The 19,906-nt window shown below is 73.6% G+C and carries 16 protein-coding genes; 8 read left to right on the forward strand and 8 right to left on the reverse strand.

From position 1 onward, the window contains the following. Positions 1 to 109 precede the first annotated feature (109 nt). Positions 110 to 1,555 (forward strand): glycoside hydrolase family 10 protein, encoded by a 1,446-nt coding sequence (locus NP048_RS18430; RefSeq protein ID WP_227576773.1) that lies wholly within the window; start codon positions 110 to 112, stop codon positions 1,553 to 1,555. A gap of 80 nt (positions 1,556 to 1,635) precedes the next feature. On the opposite strand, the gene NP048_RS18435 is transcribed toward NP048_RS18430, so the two are convergent. Both NP048_RS18435 and NP048_RS18440 read right to left on the reverse strand, forming a co-directional pair. Next, positions 1,636 to 2,403 (reverse strand): DUF1345 domain-containing protein, encoded by a 768-nt coding sequence (locus tag NP048_RS18435; RefSeq protein ID WP_256769369.1) that lies wholly within the window; start codon positions 2,401 to 2,403, stop codon positions 1,636 to 1,638. Positions 2,404 to 2,483: 80 nt separating this feature from the next. Next, positions 2,484 to 2,744, reverse strand: coding sequence for a hypothetical protein (locus NP048_RS18440; RefSeq protein WP_227576775.1), 261 nt, complete (start codon positions 2,742 to 2,744; stop codon positions 2,484 to 2,486). A gap of 139 nt (positions 2,745 to 2,883) precedes the next feature. Between NP048_RS18440 and NP048_RS18445 the strand changes: the two genes are divergently transcribed. Both NP048_RS18445 and NP048_RS18450 read left to right on the forward strand, forming a co-directional pair. After that, on the forward strand, positions 2,884 to 3,858 hold the full coding sequence (locus NP048_RS18445) for a pseudouridine synthase (protein WP_227576776.1): 975 nt from the start codon (positions 2,884 to 2,886) through the stop codon (positions 3,856 to 3,858). Between the two features lie 190 nt (positions 3,859 to 4,048). Then, a complete protein-coding gene (locus tag NP048_RS18450) occupies positions 4,049 to 6,202 on the forward strand; it encodes a cellulase family glycosylhydrolase (protein WP_227576777.1) in 2,154 nt (717 codons plus the stop codon). A gap of 21 nt (positions 6,203 to 6,223) precedes the next feature. Here the strand turns inward: NP048_RS18450 and NP048_RS18455 are convergent, their stop codons facing one another. The 3 genes from NP048_RS18455 to NP048_RS18465 form a co-directional block, all read right to left on the reverse strand. Further along, on the reverse strand, positions 6,224 to 7,507 hold the full coding sequence (locus NP048_RS18455; protein WP_227576778.1) for a glycoside hydrolase family 3 N-terminal domain-containing protein: 1,284 nt from the start codon (positions 7,505 to 7,507) through the stop codon (positions 6,224 to 6,226). Between the two features lie 102 nt (positions 7,508 to 7,609). After that, positions 7,610 to 8,860: an MFS transporter gene (locus NP048_RS18460; protein WP_227576779.1), complete on the reverse strand. Its 1,251-nt coding sequence runs from the start codon at positions 8,858 to 8,860 to the stop codon at positions 7,610 to 7,612. A 172-nt stretch (positions 8,861 to 9,032) separates the two neighbouring features. Then, positions 9,033 to 11,330 (reverse strand): endo-1,4-beta-xylanase, encoded by a 2,298-nt coding sequence (locus tag NP048_RS18465; RefSeq protein ID WP_227576780.1) that lies wholly within the window; start codon positions 11,328 to 11,330, stop codon positions 9,033 to 9,035. A 244-nt stretch (positions 11,331 to 11,574) separates the two neighbouring features. On the opposite strand from NP048_RS18465, the gene NP048_RS18470 reads away from it, so the two are divergent. Further along, the gene (locus NP048_RS18470) at positions 11,575 to 12,342 is read left to right on the forward strand and encodes a DUF5984 family protein (protein WP_227576781.1); all 768 of its coding nucleotides are present in this window, start codon (positions 11,575 to 11,577) and stop codon (positions 12,340 to 12,342) included. Positions 12,343 to 12,364: 22 nt separating this feature from the next. Here NP048_RS18470 and NP048_RS18475 read toward each other — a convergent pair whose 3' ends face one another. After that, the gene (locus tag NP048_RS18475; RefSeq protein ID WP_227576782.1) at positions 12,365 to 12,940 is read right to left on the reverse strand and encodes an NADPH-dependent F420 reductase; all 576 of its coding nucleotides are present in this window, start codon (positions 12,938 to 12,940) and stop codon (positions 12,365 to 12,367) included. Positions 12,941 to 13,084: 144 nt separating this feature from the next. On the opposite strand from NP048_RS18475, the gene NP048_RS18480 reads away from it, so the two are divergent. Together NP048_RS18480 and NP048_RS18485 are read left to right on the forward strand one after the other, a co-directional pair. After that, entirely contained in the window at positions 13,085 to 13,804 is a 720-nt protein-coding gene (locus NP048_RS18480; RefSeq protein ID WP_227576783.1) for a hypothetical protein, read from the forward strand. After that, positions 13,801 to 14,439 carry an HAD family hydrolase gene (locus NP048_RS18485; protein WP_227576784.1) on the forward strand — a complete coding sequence of 213 codons (639 nt, stop codon included), beginning with the start codon at positions 13,801 to 13,803 and terminating at the stop codon, positions 14,437 to 14,439. The genes NP048_RS18480 and NP048_RS18485 overlap by 4 nt, the downstream gene beginning before the upstream one ends. Before the next feature lie 51 nt (positions 14,440 to 14,490). On the opposite strand, the gene NP048_RS18490 is transcribed toward NP048_RS18485, so the two are convergent. After that, a complete protein-coding gene (locus NP048_RS18490; RefSeq protein ID WP_227576785.1) occupies positions 14,491 to 15,075 on the reverse strand; it encodes a DinB family protein in 585 nt (194 codons plus the stop codon). Positions 15,076 to 15,121: 46 nt separating this feature from the next. Continuing rightward, positions 15,122 to 16,186 carry a LacI family DNA-binding transcriptional regulator gene (locus NP048_RS18495; protein WP_227576786.1) on the reverse strand — a complete coding sequence of 355 codons (1,065 nt, stop codon included), beginning with the start codon at positions 16,184 to 16,186 and terminating at the stop codon, positions 15,122 to 15,124. Positions 16,187 to 16,202: 16 nt separating this feature from the next. On the opposite strand from NP048_RS18495, the gene NP048_RS18500 reads away from it, so the two are divergent. Beyond that, positions 16,203 to 17,450: an MFS transporter gene (locus tag NP048_RS18500; protein ID WP_227576787.1), complete on the forward strand. Its 1,248-nt coding sequence runs from the start codon at positions 16,203 to 16,205 to the stop codon at positions 17,448 to 17,450. Between the two features lie 144 nt (positions 17,451 to 17,594). Beyond that, on the forward strand, positions 17,595 to 19,892 hold the full coding sequence (locus NP048_RS18505) for a glycoside hydrolase family 9 protein (protein WP_227576788.1): 2,298 nt from the start codon (positions 17,595 to 17,597) through the stop codon (positions 19,890 to 19,892). Positions 19,893 to 19,906 lie beyond the last annotated feature (14 nt).

Below are 19,906 nucleotides of genomic sequence, written 5' to 3' on the forward strand. Positions count from 1 at the left end.
CGAAACTTGAACGTTTAGTGCGTTGACGGACACACCCCCGGGTCGAAGAGTGGGGCCTCCGCCGACCGGCTCGCTGACGATCCGGCGATCGGCTTTTCAAGGAGGCACGATGACCCCCCCATCCACGCTCCGACGAGGGCACACCCACGTCGCCAGAGGCGCGTCCGCCATCGCGATCCTCGCGCTCGCGGTGACCGCCGCCGCGGCCATCCCCGCCCAGGCCGCGGGCTCGACTCTCCAGGACGCCGCGAACGACCGCGGCCGGTACTTCGGCACCGCCATCGCCGGCAGCAGGCTCAACGACTCCGTCTACTCGACCATCGCGAACCGTGAGTTCGACATGATCACGGCCGAGAACGAGATGAAGATGGACGCGACGGAGCCCAACCAGAACCAGTTCAACTACAGCCAGGGCGACCGGATCGTCAACTGGGCGCGCCAGAACGGCAAGCAGGTCCGCGGGCACGCGCTCGCCTGGTACTCGCAGCAGCCCGGCTGGATGCAGCGCATGGAGGGGCCGAGCCTGCGTCAGGCGATGCTCAACCACGTCACGCAGGTCGCGACGTACTACAAGGGCAAGATCTACGCCTGGGACGTCGTGAACGAGGCGTTCGCGGACGGCAGCTCCGGCGGCCGCCGCGACTCGAACCTCGAGCGCACCGGCAGCGACTGGATCGAGGCAGCGTTCCGCGCGGCTCGGGCCGCCGACCCCGGCGCCAAGCTCTGCTACAACGACTACAACACCGACGACTGGTCGCACGCCAAGACGCAGGGCGTCTACCGCATGGTGCGGGACTTCAAGCAGCGCGGCGTCCCGATCGACTGCGTCGGCCTGCAGTCGCACTTCAACCCGCAGAGCCCGGTGCCGGCCAACTACCAGACGACGATCGAGAGCTTCGCGGCGCTCGGTGTCGACGTGCAGATCACCGAGCTCGACATCGAGGGTTCCGGCCAGCAGCAGGCGGAGAACTTCCGCAAGGTCACCCAGGCCTGCCTCAACGTCTCGCGCTGCACCGGCATCACGGTGTGGGGCGTGCGTGACCCCGACTCGTGGCGCGCCTCGGGCACCCCGCTGCTGTTCGACGGCAACGGCAACAAGAAGGCCGCGTACACCGCAGTCCTCGACACGCTGAACTCCGGCCCCGGCACCGACCCGTCGACCCCGCCGGTCACGACGCCGCCGGTCACCACCCCGCCGGTCACCACCCCGCCGGTCACCACCCCGCCGGTCACCACCCCGCCGGTCACCACCCCGCCGGTCACCAGCCCGCCGCCCAGCGGCGCCAACTGCTCCGCGGCGCTGACGATCGCGAACAGCTGGCCCGGTGGCTACCAGGGCACGGTGACGGTCACGGCCGGGTCGTCCGGGCTCAACGGCTGGCGCGTCACCCTGCCCGGTGGCGTCTCGACCAACAACGTCTGGAACGGCCAGATCTCCGGCAGCGTCGTCACCAACGCCCCGTACAACGGGTCCGTCGGAGCCGGCCAGTCGACGACCTTCGGGTTCATCGGCCAGGGCAACGCACCGTCCGGTGCCACCCTGACCTGCAGCTGATCAGCACCACCTGACCGGCCCCGCGCCGGGCGGACGCGACGGCGCCGCACCTCCTCGAGGTGCGGCGCCGTCGCCGTGCGTCAGGCCGCGAGCGCGGCGATCGACGCGACGGTCATGGCGACGATCACCGCGTTGAACAGGAAGGCCGCGAGCGCCTGCCCCGTGACGGTCCGCCGCAGCGCGCTGCTCGTGACCTCCACGTCGGTCGTCCCGAAGGTGGTCCCGACCGACACCGCGACGTAGAGGTAGTCGCTGAAGACGCGCGGCCCCTCGCCGGGGAACCGCAGCCCGCCCGTCGCCGCGTCGCGGCGCAGGTAGTCCACCGCGTAGGTCAGCACCATCGTGGCCCAGGCCGAGACGATGAGGGCGACGCAGATCGCGACGAGCAGCGGCGCCGACAGCACGCTGCTGAAGCGGTCGGCCTGCGGCAGGACCACGACGGCCGCCGCCATGGCACCGGCGCCGACGACGAGCGCCGCGCCCGCGCCCGGCTCGGCGACCAGGAGCCACCGGTGCACGAGTCCCCGACGGGGCATCGCGACGGCGGCCCGGGCGACCGTCCGCGGCGACGCGGGGAGGTAGACCGCGAGCGTCAGCACCACGTAGACGAGCTGGTAGCCCGCCAGGAAGACGAGCAGGTGGTCCACGACCCCCCACTGCCGGCCGTCGGCGCTCGACATGACGGGCGCCAGGCTGAGCACGGTCGCCACGCCCCCGGCGACGTACGACCGGGCGGCCTCCGTCAGGAGGCGGTCCCGCAGGCGGAGCCCCGCGGCGAGGCGCGACCGGGCCGTGCGCCACCACCGGCGGGACGCCGACCACGTCCGGGCTGCTCGTCCTCGTTCCACGCCGAGCACCCTAGGCGGGCACCACCGGCGGTCCGACGACCGTTGCACCGGCCGCGCCGGGCGGTCCCGACCCGGCGTCGTCAGCGTCGCGTGACGTGCTCGGCCAGGAAGGTCGCGGCACGCAGCGTCAGGCGTGGCTCCGCCTCCCGGAGCTGCCGCGTCACGGTCGTCGTGTCGAGCGGCCGGCCGCTCCCCCGGCCGTCCAGAACTCCCCGCGCCCACTCGGTTGCGCGGACGGGCGGCTGGCCCGCCGCCGGTTCCGGGCCGCCGAACAGCGCGTGCAGCCGCCGGCGGGGGTCCTGACGGTCACCGAACAGTCGTGCTCTCCAGGTGCTGGGCATGGCCGCTCCTCCTCGCTGCGCCTCGGGCTCGACGGCGTCGAGTATGCCGACCGCCGGCAGACCTGTCATGCAGTGATGTCGGGCGCATCGATCCTTCCCGGGGAGGAAGGTTCGGGTGACGGCCTCGTACCCTCGACACGTGGCCCCCCGCTCCCCCCTCCCGGCACGCCACGGGCTGGCCGCCGCCCGCCTGTGCACGCCACCGCGCGCCCGCGGGGTCCCCGACGCCTGGTCCACCATGGGCGCGTGGCTGCGCGACCGGCTCCCCGAGCACGTCGACGTCGCCGGGATGCTGGCCCAGGGGTGCTTCGTCGACGAGGACGGCCGCGCGCTGCGCGACGACGACCCGTACGTGCCGGCGCGGCACGTGTGGTTCCACCGGATCGTGCGTGACGAGCCCGTCGTGCCCGGGCCGATCCACGTGGTGCACCGCGACGAGCGCCTCGTGGTGGTCGACAAGCCGCCGTTCCTGTCGACGATCCCCCGCGGGCGGCACGTGGTGCAGAGCGTCGTGGTGCGGCTGCGCGCCGAGCTGGACCTGCCGGAGCTCTCGCCGCTGCACCGCCTCGACCGGGGCACGTCCGGGATCCTCCTGCTCGCCACCGAGCGACGCTGGCGGGGCGTCTACCAGATGGCGTTCGAGCGCCGGGTCATGGACAAGACGTACCGCGCGCTCGCGCCGCTGCGCACCGACCTGGAGCTGCCGGCGGTCGTGCGCAACCACCTGCGCAAGGTGCGCGGGACCCCGCGCGCCGAGGTCGTGCCCGACGCCCCCGTGAACGCCGAGACACTCGTCGAGCTCGAACGCGAGGTCGACGGCCTCGGCGTCTACCGGCTGACCCCGCGCACCGGCCGCACGCACCAGCTGCGGCTGCACCTGAACGGGCTGGGCATCCCGATCGTGGGCGACCCCCTCTACCCGGTGCTGCGCGACGTCGACCTCGACGACTTCCGGGAGCCGATGCAGCTCCTCGCCGCGGGGATCGCGTTCACCGACCCCGTCGACGGGCAGCGCCGCGAGTTCCGCAGCGTGCGGTCGCTGCCGCTGACCTCCGAGGACTCTGCGCCGCTGGACCCGCAGGCGGCCGACGAGCGGTACGCGGCGACGACGTAGTCCACCGTCGTCACCCTGACGCCGCCGGACGCCCGAAGGGGCGCAGCGGCCACCACGAACCACGGCGAATCGTTTTGCGCGATACGCGCGGACCGCGCCGTCTGGGACCGTCGACCTCGTCCGTGTGAACGTTCGCACGCAGTCGCCCGGGATCCGGGCGCGGCCCACGACGACCCGACGAGGAGTCCCGGTGACCACTCCCGCACGGCACGGACGCATCCGCAGGCTCTGGGCACCGGTCGTCGTCGCACTCGTCGCACTGGTCGGCGCGCTCGTACCGGCGGTGGGGGCGCAAGGCGCGGCCGGGTGCCGCGTCGAGTACACGGTGCCGTCGCAGTGGCCGGGCGGCTTCACGGCCGACGTGACGGTGACCAACCTGGGCGACTCCCTCGACGGCTGGCGTCTGGCGTGGACGTTCCCGTCCGGGCAGCGCGTCACGCAGGCCTGGAACGCCACGACCCGCGCGTCCGGTGGCCAGGTGGTCGCGACGAACGCGGCGTACAACGCCCGTGTGCCCAGCGGCGGGTCGGTGTCGTTCGGCTTCCTCGGCTCCTGGACCGGCAACAACGCGGCCCCGACGACGTTCACGCTCAACGGCGTGACGTGCACGGGGCAGGTCGGTGGCTCGCCGTCGGCGACCGCGTCCCCCACCGCGTCGCCGACGCCGGTCGTCACACCGTCGCCCACGCCCGACGTCACGACGCCGCCCGGGCCCACCCCGTCGACGTCGCCGCGCCCGACCCCGTCCTCGGAGCCGGCCGACGCCATGGCGACCGTCGCCGCCATGCAGCCCGGCTGGAACCTCGGCAACACGCTCGACGCCATCCCGGACGAGACCGCCTGGGGCAACCCGCTGACCACCCGCGAGCTGCTGCACCACGTCCGCTCCGAGGGCTACAACAGCATCCGCATCCCCGTGACGTGGACGGACCACGTCGGCCCGGCCCCCGACCACACGATCGACCCGGTCTGGCTCGCGCGGGTCGAGCAGGTCGTCGACTGGTCCCTCGACGAGGGGTTCTACGTGATGCTCAACCTGCACCACGACTCCTGGCAGTGGGCCGACGACTACCCGACCGACCGCGAGGCCGTCCTCACCCGGTACCGCGCGCTGTGGGACCAGATCGCCGTGACGTTCCGCGACCGGTCCTCCCGGCTCGTCCTCGAGAGCCTCAACGAGCCCCAGTTCGCGGGCGCCACCGACGAGCAGGGCGACGTCCTCGTGCAGGAGCTCAACACCGACTTCGTCGAGCGCGTGCGCGCCACGGGCGGCGGCAACGCCACGCGCCTGCTGGTCCTGCCGACGCTGCACACCAGCAGCGAGCAGCCCCGCCTCGACGCGCTCGCCGAGACCATCGAGCAGCTCGACGACCCGAACCTCGCGGCCACCGTGCACTTCTACGGGTGGTGGCCGTTCAGCGTGAACATCGCCGGCGGCACCCGGTACAGCACCGAGGTCGAGCAGGACCTGATCGGCTCGTTCGACCGCGTGACGGACACGTTCGTCGAGCGCGGCGTGCCCGTCGTGGTCGGCGAGTGGGCGCTGCTGGCCTGGGACCACACCCGGCCCGGGATCATCCAGCGCGGCGAGTTCCTCAAGTACCTCGAGGCCGTCGGGTACCACGCCCGCACCCGCGGGCTGACGACGATGGTCTGGGACGCCGGGCAGTTCCTCGACCGCAACGCGCTGACCTGGCGCGACGAGGGCGTGCACGACATGATGCGCGCCAGCTGGACGGAGCGCTCCGGCACCGCGTCGTCGGACCGGGTCTACCTGCCGGGCAGCGGCTCGATCACCGCGAGGTCGCTCACCCTGAACCCGAACGGCACCACGTTCCGGGGGTTGTGGCACGACGGCACGGAGCTGGTGCGCGGCACGGACTACACCGTCGACGGTGACCAGCTGACCCTGACGGGGCCCGCGTTGACCCGGCTGGCGGGCGAGCGCGGGTACGGCGTCGCGACGACGGTCGAAGCGCGCTTCTCCCAGGGTGTGCCGTGGGCGATCGACGTCATCACCGCCGACGTCCCGGTCCTCGGCGCCGCGACCGGCACCACCACGTCCTTCGCCATACCCGCACAGCTGCGCGGCGACCAGCTGGCGACCATGGAGGCACGCTACGACGACGGCTCGAACGCCGGACCGCCGTCGTGGACGTCGTACAAGGAGTTCTGGAGCAGCTTCCGTCCCGACCCCGCGACCGGGACGATCCTGCTCACGCCGGAGTTCTTCGCCGAGGTGGCCGAAGAGCGTGTCACGCTCACCTTCCACTTCTGGAGCGGTGAGCAGGTCACCTACACGATCACCCGCACCGGCACGTCGGTCGTCGGCGCCCCGGAGTGATGCAGTGCTGGACCGGACCGCTCAGGGGACGGCGGTCGGCCCCGCGAGCGTCGGGCGGGCGACGTCGACGCACGACACCGCCACCGGGTCCCCGCCCGCGAGCGCGGTGACCCGCGCCGCCGCCTCCGAGAGCCGCTGCTCGGGCAGCCGCCCGGTCCGCACCGCCTCGACGAGCGCGTCACGCATCCGCACGGCCTGGCGCCCGTCCGTCGTCAGGACGGCGTCCGCGCCCGCGGCGACCGCCTCGACGGCGGCTGCCGGGAAGTCCCACCGCAGGTTCACCGCGCCCATGCCGACGGAGTCGGTCATCGCGACCCCCTCGAAGCCCATGTCCCGCAGCAGCTCGTAGGCACGCGGGCTCAGCGACGCCGGCCGGTCGGGGTCGAGGGCCGCGTACTGCAGGTGGTTGAGCATGATCACCGGCGCCCCGGCGTCGATCGCGCGCTGGAAGGGCAGCAGGTCGGTCGCGGCGAGCTCGTCGAGCCCGGCGGTGACGAGCGCGGACCTCGCGTGCGAGTCGACGGTGGAGCGCCCGTGCCCCGGGAAGTGCTTCATCGTGGGCCTGACGCCCGCGTCGGTGAGGCCCCGGGCGTACGCGAGGCCGTAGTCCGCGGCCGTGGCGGGGTCCGCGCTGAACGACCGGTCGCCGATGACTCCCCCGGCCGGGCCGTCGTCGAGGTCGAGGACCGGCGCGAGGTCGAGGTCGACGCCGACCGAGGCGAGCGCCTTCCCCGTGGCGGCGGCACGCTGCCGCACCGCCTCGGGGGTGCCACGCTGCGCCATCCGTCGCGGTGACGGCCCCGCGCCGACGACGCCGCGCATGAGCGCGACCCGGCCCGACTCCTCGTCGGTCGACACGAGCAGGGGCCGAGCCGCCAGCGCGCGCAGCCCCGCCGACAGCGCCGCCACCTGCTGCGCCGTGACGACGTTCGACTCGGACAGGAAGACGCCCCCGACGCCGAGCGCGACGACGTCCCGCGCGAGCGGGTCCGTGGCGGTGCGCACGCCCGGCAGGCCGACGACGAGCGTCGCGGCGGCGCGCTGCTCCAGCGGCGCGGGGACGCACGCGGGTGTCGGGGTCGACGCCGGGGTGCGGACCCCGGCAGCCGTCGTCGGACGCGCGACGGGCTCGCCCTGCGCGCCGTCGAGAGCGACCGAGGTGAGAGCGCCCGCCCCGAGGCACACGACCGCGAGACCGGCGAGTGCCACGGCACGGGCCCGCGCGGCCCGCGGCGAGCGACGCGCGTGCCGCGGTGCGACGTCGTCGGCACCCTCCGGGGGTGCGACGGGCGGTGGGGACGTCACCTCGGCAGGCTATGTCGGGGCTCGGTCGACGGCCTCCCGAGCCGTGGGCGGCGGCGCCCGGCCGGGAGCGGCGGACCCGGACGCGCCGACCGCCCGCCCGGGTCACGGCCGGGGCGGACGCCCGTCCGTGCGCAGGGCCGCCCCGGCGCAGATGCCGAGCAGGCCGGCCGCGGCGGCGGGCCAGAAGACGTGCGGCAGCGAACCCGCGAGCGCGCCGCCGGCCGCCGCTCCCCCGGAGACCCCGAGCACCAGCGCGGTGGCCAGCAGCGCCATCGTCGACGCGACGAGCCCCGGCGCCGCGACCTGCTCGGCGCGGGCGTAGCCGCTGACGAGCAGCGTGCCGGCACCGACCCCGAGGACGACCGCCCACGCCGCCGCACCCCAGGCGCCGGGCAGCGCGGCGAGCCCCAGTGCCCCGACCAGGACCGCCGCACCTCCGGCGACCACGCGCACGGCGATGCTCCCGCGGCGGACCCGCCGGGACAGCGCGAGGCTCGCGATCCCGCTGCCGACCCCGGCGCAGGCGTACACCAGGCCGGTGAGCTCCTCGGTGCCGCGCGCGGCGTTCACGGCGGTGAGACCGGTCTGCGTCGCGCCGAACGCGATGCCGACCGCGAGGCACGCGAGCATCGGCGCGAGGAGCGGACGCAGGTCCAGGCGCGCGACTGGCTGCGCCGTCCCGACGTCCGTGCGGGTGCGCCGGGGCCACGCCGCGCGGTCCGTCCACAGGTACGCGGCGAAGGCGCCCTGGCCCACGACGGCGAGGCCGACGAGGACCCACAGCGCGGGCACGGGGCCGAGCAGCGCGACCAGCAGCCCGGCGGCCACGGGCCCCACGACGAACCCGAGCTCGTCGGCGGCCACCTCGTAGCCCAGCGCACGGCGGACGAGGTCCGGCCCTCCGCCGCGTCGGGCCAGGTGCGACCAGCGGGAGCGGGCGATCGACCCGACCTGCGGGTTCGCGGCACCCACGACCGCCGCGCACAGCAGCAGGAGCCACGTCGCGGCGCCCTGCGTGGTGGCCACGAGAACCGCGAGCAGACCGGTGACCTGCAGGGCGGTCGCCGCGGCGACGACGGGCAGCGGCCCCCACCGGTCGACGCCGCGCCCCACGAGCGGGGCCCCGACGGCGGTGCCGATGCCGACGGCCGCCACCGTCGCGCCGCCGAGCCCCACACCGAGCCCGGACGAGGCCACGAACATCAGCAGGCCCAGCTGGATCATCGAGGACGGGATGCGCCCGGCCAGGGCGGTGACGAGGAAGGGCAGACCGCCGGCGGCAGGCAGCGAGAGGCGGGGTGCGGGGACGCCGCTGGGTGCGGACGCGCGCGAGGGCGCGAGCTGGTACGTCAAGGTGGGTGCTCCGGGGATGCGTCGAGGACCCGTGCGCCCCACCCCACACACGGAAGACTGCCCCTGAGCTGATACCAGGGTACGACGGCTCCGGCGGTGCTCCCCCGCGCGCGGGCCTTGATGCCCCGCCGGTGCACCGGCGGGAGGACCCCGCCGGTGCACCGCTCCGACGTCAGCCGCAGGACGCTCCCGCATGACCGGCCTGGTAGCTCGTCAGGGCGGGCCGCCAGCTGACCACCGCCGCACCCGTGACCCGGACGTTCCCCGCGGCCACGCTCGCGCCCGGCGCCGACCAGGTGCGCTCGAACGACGCTCCCGGCATCAGCAGCCGCCCGGAGACCGACCACCAGGGGGTCGTCGCGGCGACGAGGACCGGCACGCGCTCGTTGTTGCGGACGTGCACGGTGACGCGCGGCCGCCCGGCGACGCACTCGGCGTCCGCCGAGACGGTCAACGAGACCTGCCCGGGGGTGCCGGGGAGCACCATCGGCGTCACCGGCGCCGACGCCGCGGACGGCTCGGAGGCGCCCGCAGCGTTGGTCGCGACCACCGTGAACGTGTACGCCCGGCCGTTCGTCAGGCCGGTGACGACGCAGGACGCGCCGTCGGTCGTGCACGTCGCCCCGCCCGGGGCGGCGGTGACGGTCGACACCGTGACGGGGCTGCCGCCGTCGTCGGCCGGGGGCGTCCACGACACGGTCGCGGATCCGGCGGCGGCGACCGCGGAGACGGCCGTCGGCGCCGCGGGGGCGCTCGCCGGCGGGACGGCCGCGGCCGGCCACGTCACGAGGACCTCGTCGCCGGCGTCGGAGACCTTCTCGACCTTGATCGTGTTGACCGAGAACGCGTTGCCTCCCGCGCCCCCGCGGATGCCGATGTTGCCGATGAGGCCGTCGGCGGGCTGGTCGCCGTCGAGCGTGATCTGGGTGACCAGGTCGTAGCTGCCCATGTTGACCATGCCGCTGTTGAAGTACGCGGGGATGTGCGTGGCGACCTGGCTCGCGGAGTACTGGTGGTCGTTGATCACGGCACCGTCGCCGCTCGTGTAGCCGCCGTTGGTGTTGTCCTTGAGCCACCGGACCCGGATCGCCGTCGTGCCCTTGGCGGTGTAGTTCACCGTGAGGCGGTACGTCGCGCCCGGCTCGGGCCGGAAGGCCACCTCGCCGTCGTCGGTCGTCGACCACGGCCACGCCGACGCGTCGTCGCCGAGGACGATGTTGGCGCCGCTCCACGAGTCACCGGCTGAGGTGTCGAACACGTGCACGCCGGGGACCGGCGGGCGCTCCTCGCCGCCGGAGGTGTCGATGTACTCGTGCGTCGCGAGGAACTGCTCCGGGTAGAGGATGCCGAGCAGCGCGAGCTTGGCGTTGCCGTCGTAGTCGTACGGCATGGCGAACTCGCCGCCCTTCCAGCCGGTGACGACGTCCCGCACGCCCGCGAGCTTCACGGCGGCGACCACGTGCGGGTTGTCGGTCGTGTTGGCCGGGCCGGCCGCGTGGTCGCGGTAGACCTGGAAGAGCTCGGCGTACTTCATGCCCTGGTTGTTCTCGTTCTCGGGCGTCAGCTCGCCGGGCGGCAGGGCGATGTCCATCTCGGTCACGTGGACCTCGACGTCGCCGAGGGTCGCGAAGAGCTTGATGTTCTGCTCGACGGCCGTCACGTCGGTGGCCAGGTTGTAGTGGCCCTGCATGCCGATGACCTCGATCAACGGCTTGCCGCCCGGGCGCAGGCCGGCGTGGCGCTCGTTGATGTCCTTGACCATCTCGTAGACGACGCGCGCCTTGGCCGGGGAGTCCAGGCCGAAGTCGTTGTACGTGAGCTTGACGTCCCAGCCGTTGGCGTCGACGACCTCGGCCGCCTTGAGGAACGCGAGCTCCACCCAGTCGGCGCCCAGGGCCTGGTACCAGCCCTCGCCCTTGGCCAGCGAGCCGCGCCAGTCGGCCGGGTTCGCGGTGCCGACGGCCTCGTTCACGACGTCGATCGCGACCAGGCGCTCACCGAAGTGCCCGAGGACGGCCTCGACGTGGGTGTTGAGGTTCTCGAGCGCCACGGCGCTGTCGAACGTGCCGGGCTGGTCGAACCTGGCCGGTGGCGCGTCCCACATCCACGTGGGCGTCTGGGAGTGCCACGCGAGGGTGTGCCCGTACAGCGCGAGGTCGGGGTTGCGGGTCGTGTACCGCGCGAAGGCCGCCTCCGCCGGGTCGAAGGTGAACACGCCCTTGTCGCGCTGCGTGCTCTCGGGCTTCATCTCGTTGCCCGGCGTGTAGGACGCGTAGTTGTAGACCAGCCCCTCGACCTCCCCCGCGCCGAAGATGCCGAACGAGAAGTAGTCCTCGTAGACCTCCTTCATCGGCGGGTAGTGCTCGAAGGTCTGCCCGCTCGGCGGCAGCTCCGGCGCGGTCGCGGCGAGCGCGGGGTGCGCGGGGACCAGCGCGGCGACCGTCAGCGCCCCCGCGAGCAGCGTCGCCATCGTGGGTCTGATCGCCCTGCGTGCGGGCCGGACGGCACCCGCTCCTGCAGTGGCGGTGACGTCCGGTCGCGAACCCGGCATGGGATCCCCTCCAGGGCCTCCCCGACGCACCGTTGCGCGGGGGGTAGCAGTGGCAAACGTTCTCTATCGAGAATGCTCACGAACCTAACGGGGTCGGCACGCACGCTGTCAAGGGGATCGACGGGGGGTTCCTCCCGACTCGTCCACCGTGATCGACTGTGCCGTGATCGCGTTCCGCTTCGAGCTGCGCCGGCTGGACGACGTCGCGCCCTGGGGTGACGCGCAACCCACGCTGCACTGGTTCGGGCTCACCGACGGCTGGTACTGGCTGGAGGTCGGGGGCGACCAGGTCCTGCGCCTCGCGCAGGACGACGGCCCTCACCCGTACGTCGACTACGAGGTCGCGCGGCTCTGGGAGGACGTCCTGGCCCTGACCCCGGCGGTTCTCGAGCCCGTGCCCGCCGACCTCGTCCCGTTCGTCGCGTCGGACCGGGCGGACTGGCCGGCATGCCCGCAGGACGACGAGGAGGAGACACCCGCCGCGAGCGCCCTCGCCGACGACCTCCGCGTCACGGCGGCGCTCTGGCACGGCGAGCACCGCCTCGACCTGGGGTACCTGCGCGGCGCACCGCGCCTGGCGTTCTGGCGCACGGTTGCGGACGGGCGTGACGAGATCACGGTGGACTGGCGGCACGACGACGACCGCTTCACCGTCGGCCGAGCCCGTCGCTGGACCGTCCCCACGTCCGCCTACGAGGCGGCGGTGATCTCCCTCGACCACGCCGTCGTGTCCGCGATGTCGCGGCGCGTCGAGGAGGTGGCGCAGCGCGGCGGGCTGCCGGGAGTGCACCTCGACGTCGACGGGCTCCGGCGCGAGCACCGCGAGCGCGAGCGGTTGCGCACGCGCCACGAGAAGCACGTGCGGACGACCGACTGGGACGACGTCCGCCGCGGCGCTGCGCACCTGCTCTCCCCCGTGGTTCAGGGCTGAGCAGGCGCGCGGCGCGCAGGGGTCAGGAGACGACCGCGAACCCCGCGGTCCAGGCGATCTTCTCGCCGGCCGCCAGCGTGAGCTGCAGGAAGCCGACGGCCTCCAGCTCGCGGGCACGCTTCAGCGAGCCGGCGTCGACGGCACGGACACCACCGGAGGCGACGACGTCGATGAGCAGCTCCTTGGCCTGCGCGTCGTCGCCGGCGACCAGGACGGTCGTGGGCAGGTCGCCGACCGCGCCCGAGGCGAGGGTGGCGGCGAAGTTGGTGTTGAAGGCCTTGAGCACGCGCGACTGCGGGAGGGCCGCGGCGAGCTCGGCCGTCGCGGAGCCGTCGGCCGGGACGACGAGCGAGTCGAAGGTCGCGAAGTCCACCGGGTTGGTGATGTCGACGACGATCCGCCCGGCGAGCTGCTCGGCCCGCTGGGCGACGACGTCCGCAAGCGCGCCGTAGGGCACGGCGAGGACGACGACGTCTCCCGTGACGGCCTGGTCGGCGTCCGCGTGGGCGAGGGCCTGGACCGAGTGGCCGCCCTTGGCGACGAGGCCGGCGATGGCCTGCCCCATGTTGCCCGTGCCGATGATGGTGACGTGTGCCATGGAAGCTCCTGGAGTCGTTTGGTTGTTGCGTCAACATTGACGCTACACCACATTGGTTGATGGCACAACTAAAGGCGGCCGACCCCGTCCCCGCGCGCCGGACGAGCTCTGGTCAGGCGTGCCGATCTGGGCTTCACTCCTGACATGTCCCGATTCGTGATGAGAGCGACGGCGTCGCTGCTGCTGCTCGCGTCCGCCGTGATGTTCGTGACCGCGGCGGCGCAACGGTGGTGGCCCGCGTGCCGGCGGGGCGCCTTCGAGACCGACGCGTGCCTGCGGCTGCAGGACCACGTGTTCGACCACCTGCTCATCGGCGACCCGTGGACACCCGTCGGGGACGCGGCCCAGTACGCCGGCGCGGCGATGATCCTGCTTGCGGGCGCCGCCGCCGTGCTGCCGTTCCTCCTGGTCCGGCGGGCGCTCTGGTTCGCGGTGCCGGTGGCGGTCTCGACGACGGGCGCCCTCACCGTCCTCGGTGCGCACGCCTGGACGTCCGGGGTGACCGGGAAGGTCCAGCCCACGCCCGGGATCACGGCCGCGGTGCTCGTCCTGACTGTCGTCGTCCCCGTCGCCGCGGGCATCTGGGCGACACGTGAGCTCTGGGCCGGGCCCGAGCCGGGCCACTACCGGTGGACGCTCGCGCTCGCGGCCGCGCTCATCGTGTCCAGCCCGCTGCCCACCTGGCTCCTCGGCCCGGTGGTGGTGCTGTACTCCTCGCACGACACGAGCCCGTGGTCGGACGCCGTGGTGGCGCTCCCGCTGGCGGCAGCGGCGGTGCTCGTCTGGAAGGTCGCCCCGCGAGGCGCGGCGCCTGCACCGGCCCCGCGGCGGCGGCCTGGCACCCTCGCGGACCTGCCGGGATGAAGAGGTACGTCCTTCTCGACCACGACGGCGTCCTCGTGGACACCGAGCACTGGTACTACGAGGCCGGCGCACGCGCGCTGGCCGAGGCCGGCGTGAGCCTGGACAAGGCGCGGTACCTGAGCGACATGGCCCAGGGGCTCGGCACGTGGGACCAGGCCCGGGCGGCAGGCGTCGACGAGCGGACGATCGACCGGCTCCGCGTGGCGCGCGACGCCTACTACCAGGAGCACCTGCGGACGCAGACCATCGAGATCGACGGCGTCGTCGAGGCGCTCGCCGAGCTGTCCCAGCACGCCCACCTGGCCGTCGTGACGAGCTCCAAGCGCGCGGACTTCGACCTCATCCACGCCGAGCGCCGGATCCGCGCGTTCCTGGACTTCGTCCTCGTGCGCGAGGACTACGTGCGCGCCAAGCCCCACCCCGAGCCGTATCTCATGGGGCTGCAGCGCTTCGGCGCCGCCAGGTCCGAGACGCTCGTCGTCGAGGACTCGGAGCGCGGGCTGCGGTCAGCGGTGGCGGCCGGGATCGACTGCGCGGTCGTGGACTACCACTTCACGCGCGGCGGCGACTTCTCGCAGGCGCGGTACCGGGTCGGGACGCTGAGCGAGGTCGTCGACATCGTCCGGGCGGGCTGACGAACGCCGACAACCTCCCCGACCACGCCCAGGCTCTCGGCACCCTGGGCGTCAGTCGCCGACGCCAGCCTCTCGGGCGGCCCCCTCGACCCGCGCGCGGTGCGCCGCCCAGTCGGTGTCGTCGCGGCCCGACGCCGCGCCCGGCGCCACGCCGGTCACACCGTCGAGCTGCTCGCGCAGGATGTCCGCGTGCCCCGCGTGACGACTGGTCTCCGTCAGCACGTGCACCATCACGTTGAACAACAGCACGTCCGGCTGGGGCCACCAGGGGACGCGGCCGGGCGCGTCGATCGGCAGCGCCTCGATCGTCGCGTCCGCATGGCGCCAGGCCCGCTCGTAGGCGGCGACCACGTCGGCGCGTGACTCCTGCGCCGTGACCCACAGGTCGTCGCGGTTGGCGTACCCCGGGTCGTCCCACCGGGGCAGCGGCTCGGGGTACGGGCGACCGAAGACCTCCCCGAGGTACCGCGCCTCCGTCACGGTCAGGTGCTTGACCAGGCCGAGCAGGTTCGTCCCGGTGCTGGTCAGCGGGCGCCGGGCGTCGTACTCGGACAGCCCGTCCACCTTGCTGAGGAGGGCCCGACGCGCCCAGCGCAGGTCGTCGAGCAGGTACGCCTTGGCGAAGTCGTCGGTCACACGCGGGATCGTGGCAGTCGGCGTAGCGGGCTGTCGACGCCGACTGTCAGTCCGGGTCGCGGGTCGTCGACCGGACCACCACGTGCCAGTCGTGCCGCTCCTGGGGCTGCACCGGCTGCCCGAGCGCTGCCCGCGCACACGCGGCGCCCTGCTCGCGCAGCGACTGTCCGAGTGTGGTCAGGCCGGCAGGCCCGGCCGCGTCGCTGTCGTCCCACCCGGTGACGGCGAGGTCGGCGGGGACGCGCGTACCGAGAGCCTCGGCGGCGCGCAGGGCCCCGAGGGCGAGCTCGTCACTCATGGCGGCCACGGCGTCGGGCGGGTCGTCGCCCTGGAGCAGCTCGCGGACGTGGCTCTCGCCTTCGCTCACGCGGTTGACCGGGCACACCGCGAGCCGGAGCTGGGCGGGGTCACGGCCCACGTTCGTCCAGGCGGCGCACAGACCTTCCCACCGATGGCGGGTGACCGGGAACCTCACGTCGCCGACCTGGTCACCGACGAGCAACCGACGGTCGCGTCCGCGGTCGAGCGGGAAGCCGAGGACGACGGGACGCGTGGCCCGGGCGAACGCCACGCGCCCGATGGCAGACCCCGCTGCCCGGTCGTCGATGCCGATCACCGGCATCCCGTGCCCGCCGGGACCGGCGTGGACCACGGCGGGGAGCCTCGTCCGGGCGACGGCGTCGAGCACGGGGTCGTCGTCGCTGGTCGTCCAGACGACGAAGCCGTCCACGGCGGCCTGGGCGACGCGAGCGACGTCCGACGACGTGCCGGTCGTCGGCACGAGCGTCAGCCCCACGCCCTCGCTGGCACACACGTCCGAGACCCCCGAGAGGAACCGGGCCGCCTGGGGGTCGTCGAACGCATAGCTCAACCGCTCACCCAGGACGACACCCAGAGAGCCGGCACGGCCGCGACTCAGGGACCGTGCCGTGGGGTTCGGACCCGGGTAGTGCAGCTCCTGGGCGGCGGCCCGAACCTTCGCCGCCGCGTCCGGTGACACCCGGTCGGGCCGGGAGTACACGTAGGAGACCGTCATGGTGGAGACACCGGCGGCCCGGGCGACCTCGCGCATGGTGACCCGTCTCCCCCTGTTGCCTGCCGCGCCGTCCACGCCACACACTGTACGTGTGTACCGGTACACACGTACTCCCGACCGCGACGGCTCCACCGCCTCGTCGCGCGCAACCGCGCGGCAGCCGGGCGACGCCCGGCCCATCGTGCGCGACGCCGCCACCGTCGTGTCGTACGCGGTGCTCGGCTGCTACACGTTCTGGCTCTACGCCTTCGGACCCGCGGTGACCCTGCTGCGCGAGGAGCTCCACTTCTCGTACACCACCCTCAGCCTCTACTCCGTGGTGTGGGCGGGGGGTGCCGCGCTGGCAGGAGCGGGATTCGTCCGGGCTGCACGACGCCTGAGCAGGGGCTCGCTGCTCTGGCTCTCGACGCTCGCATCGGTGGGCGGTGCGACGTTGTTCACCGTCGGCCGCAGCGCCCCCGCGACCATGTCCGCGGCGGCGCTGTTCGGCTTCGCCGGCACGATGCTGCTCACCGTGGTCCAGGCGATCCTGTCCGACCGGCACGGCAGCCGACGTGACCAGGCGCTGACCGAGGCCAACATCGCCGCCGGGGCGTCGGCGGTGCTCGCGCCGCTGGCGCTCGGCGCGCTCACCATCACCGTCGTCGGGTGGCGTGCGACGTTCGCGCTGCCGGCGCTCGTCCTCCTCCTGCTGTACCTGCGCTACCGCCAGCTCCCGCTCCCGAGTCCGGCACCAGACCCCGCCGCCGGACCCGGCGGACGGCTGCCCGTCGCCTGCTGGCTGTTCGCGGTCCTCACGGCCGTGGGCTCGGCCATCGAGTTCTGCCTCATCTACTTCGGCCCTCAGATGCTCATCGACGCCGGCCTGTCCGCTGCGGCGGCGAGCACGGCGCTCAGCAGCAACTACCTCGGCATCCTGGTCGGGCGCCTGCTCGGCGCGGGTCTCACGCGCCGCGCCGGTCGAGCCGTCCCCCTGCTCTACGCCTCGCTGGCGCTGACCGGCGTCAGCTTCCTCGTCTTCTGGTTGACCGACCGACCCGTCCTGGCGATCGTCGGGCTTTTCGCGTGCGGGGTCGGCATCGCGAACCTCTACCCGCTCTCACTCGCGCTCACGCTCGACGCCGCCCGCGGACGCGAGGACCAGGCGAACGCCCGTTCGCAGGTGGTCGTCGGGCTGGTCGCCGCGGCCGCGCCCTTCCTGCTCGGCAGCCTCGCCGACCAGCACGGGCTCGGGGTCGCCTTCGCGCTCGAACCCGTGCTGATCGGTGCCGGCGCGCTGCTCCTCTGGAGCGGGATCCGCGCGCGAAGGACGGCCGAATGCTCGTCGCCCACCCCTTAATCGATTCCGCGGTTGCGCGGCCCTCCGACGAGCGGAGTCCCTGACCTACCGTGGGGAAGCGCTCCACGACGGCCGGACCCAGCGTCGGGCGGCTACCAGGTATGAGCGCCGTCCCGTCGCGTCGTCGCCTACCCGAGGACTGCCATGTCACCGATCACCCGACGGCGCGCGTCGCGCCGCGGCCGGGGAGCCGATCTCGCGGTCGCCACCGCTCGGATCGTCGCGGTCGCCACCGCACTGACCGTCGCGAGCGTCACCGCACCGACCGCGCTCGCCGCCCCCGACCCCGGTTCGCCGGTCAAGGTCAACCAGGTCGCCTACGTGCCCGGCGTCGCCAAGGTCGCGACGCTCGTCAGCACCTCGACCAACCCGGTGGCCTGGACGCTGCGCGACGCGGCGGGCCGCACGGTCGCCGAGGGCACGTCGACCGTCAAGGGTGCCGACACGCTGTCCGGCGACCGCACGCACCTCATCGACTTCTCGTCCTACGACACCCCGGGCACGGGCTACGTCCTGTCCGCTGCCGGTGCCAGCAGCTACCCGTTCGACATCTCCGCCGACCCGCTGAAGAAGCTCCGCTACGACGCGCTCGCGTTCTTCTACCACCAGCGCTCGGGCATCGCGATCGAGGCCCAGTACGTCGGCAGCACCTACGCGCGCGCGGCCGGGCACCTGGGCGTCGCGCCCAACCAGGGCGACACGAGCGTGCCGTGCCGGCAGTCGTGCGGGTACAGCCTGGACGTGCGCGGCGGCTGGTACGACGCGGGCGACCAGGGCAAGTACGTCGTCAACGGCGGCATCGCGACGTGGCAGCTGCAGAACGCGTACGAGCGGACGCTGCACGTCGAGGGAGCGGACCGCGCGGCGCTGGGCGACGGGACGCTGGCGATCCCGGAGCGGGCGAACGGCGTTCCGGACGTGCTCGACGAGGCGCGCTGGGAGGTCGAGTTCCTGCTGCGCATGCAGGTCCCGGCCGGTCGCACGGACGCCGGCATGGTCCACCACAAGATGCACGACGAGAACTGGACGGGTATCCCGACGATCCCGTCGCAGGACGCCCAGCGCCGCATCCTCGCGCCCGTGAGCACGGCCGCGACCCTCAACATGGCGGCCGTCGCCGCGCAGGCGTCGCGCCTGTGGGAGTCGTACGACCCGACGTTCTCCGCCAAGGCGCTGGCGGCCGCGCGGACCGCGTACGCCGCCGCGAAGGCGAACCCGAACCGCATCGCGTCGAGCACCGACGGCACGGGCGGCGGCGCCTACAGCGACGCGTCGGTGACCGACGAGTTCTACTGGGCGGCCGCCGAGCTGTACGCGACGACGGGCGAGTCGGGCTACCGGTCCGACGTCACCGGCTCGTCGTTCTCCAAGGGTGTGAGCTTCGCGCAGCGCGGCTACGACTGGGGCTGGACCGGCGGCTTGGGCGACACGACGCTCGCGCTCGTCCCCACGGACCTGCCCGCGTCGGACGTCGCGGCGACGCGCTCCGCGATCGTCTCGTTCGCCGACGCGGCCTTGACGCGGCTGGCGAACCAGGCGTACCCGGCGCCCAACAACGCCGGCAGCGTCTACTACTGGGGCTCGAACGGCCAGGTCGCGAACAGCGCCAACGCGCTCGCACTCGCGTACGACTTCACCGGCCAGGCGAAGTACCGGACCGCCGTGTACGGCGCGCTCGACTACTTCCAGGGCCGTAACCCGCTCAACCAGTCGTACGTGGCGGGCTACGGCGAGAAGGCCGTGCGCAACGTGCACCACCGCTTCTGGGCCAACCAGAACGACTCCTCGCTGCCGATCGCACCGCCCGGGTCGTTCTCCGGCGGCCCCAACAGCGAGCTGCAGGACCCGGTCGCAGCCGCCGAGCTCGCCGGGTGCGCGGCCCAGAAGTGCTTCGTCGACGACATCGAGGCGTACTCCGTCAACGAGGTCGCGATCAACTGGAACTCGGCGCTCGTCTGGCTCACCGCGTGGGCGGCCGAGCAGGCGGGTGGGGCGACGCCGACTCCGACGCCGACGCCGACGCCGACACCGACGCCGACCGTCACACCGACGCCGACCGTCACGCCGACGGTCACGCCGACGCCGACCGTCACCCCCACGCTGTCCCCCACTCCCACCCCCGCGGCCTCCGCGGCCTGCCGGGTGACGTACACGGCGAACTCGTGGGGCACGGGCTTCACCGCCGCGGTCACGGTGACCAACACGGGCCCGACCGCGTGGTCGTCGTGGGAGCTGGGCTTCACGTTCCCGGGCAACCAGAAGGTCACGCAGGGCTGGAGCGCGACGTGGAGCCAGACGGGGACGACGGTCACCGCGACCAACGCCGCGTGGAACGGCTCGCTCGCCGCGGGCGGGTCGACGAGCATCGGGTTCAACGGCTCGTACAGCGGCACCAACGCCGCACCCACCGCGTTCACGGTCAACGGGGCAGCCTGCTCCTGAGTGCACGGCCCGGG

The sequence above is a fragment of the Cellulomonas xiejunii genome, assembly GCF_024508315.1.
Lineage (GTDB): Bacteria > Actinomycetota > Actinomycetes > Actinomycetales > Cellulomonadaceae > Cellulomonas > Cellulomonas xiejunii.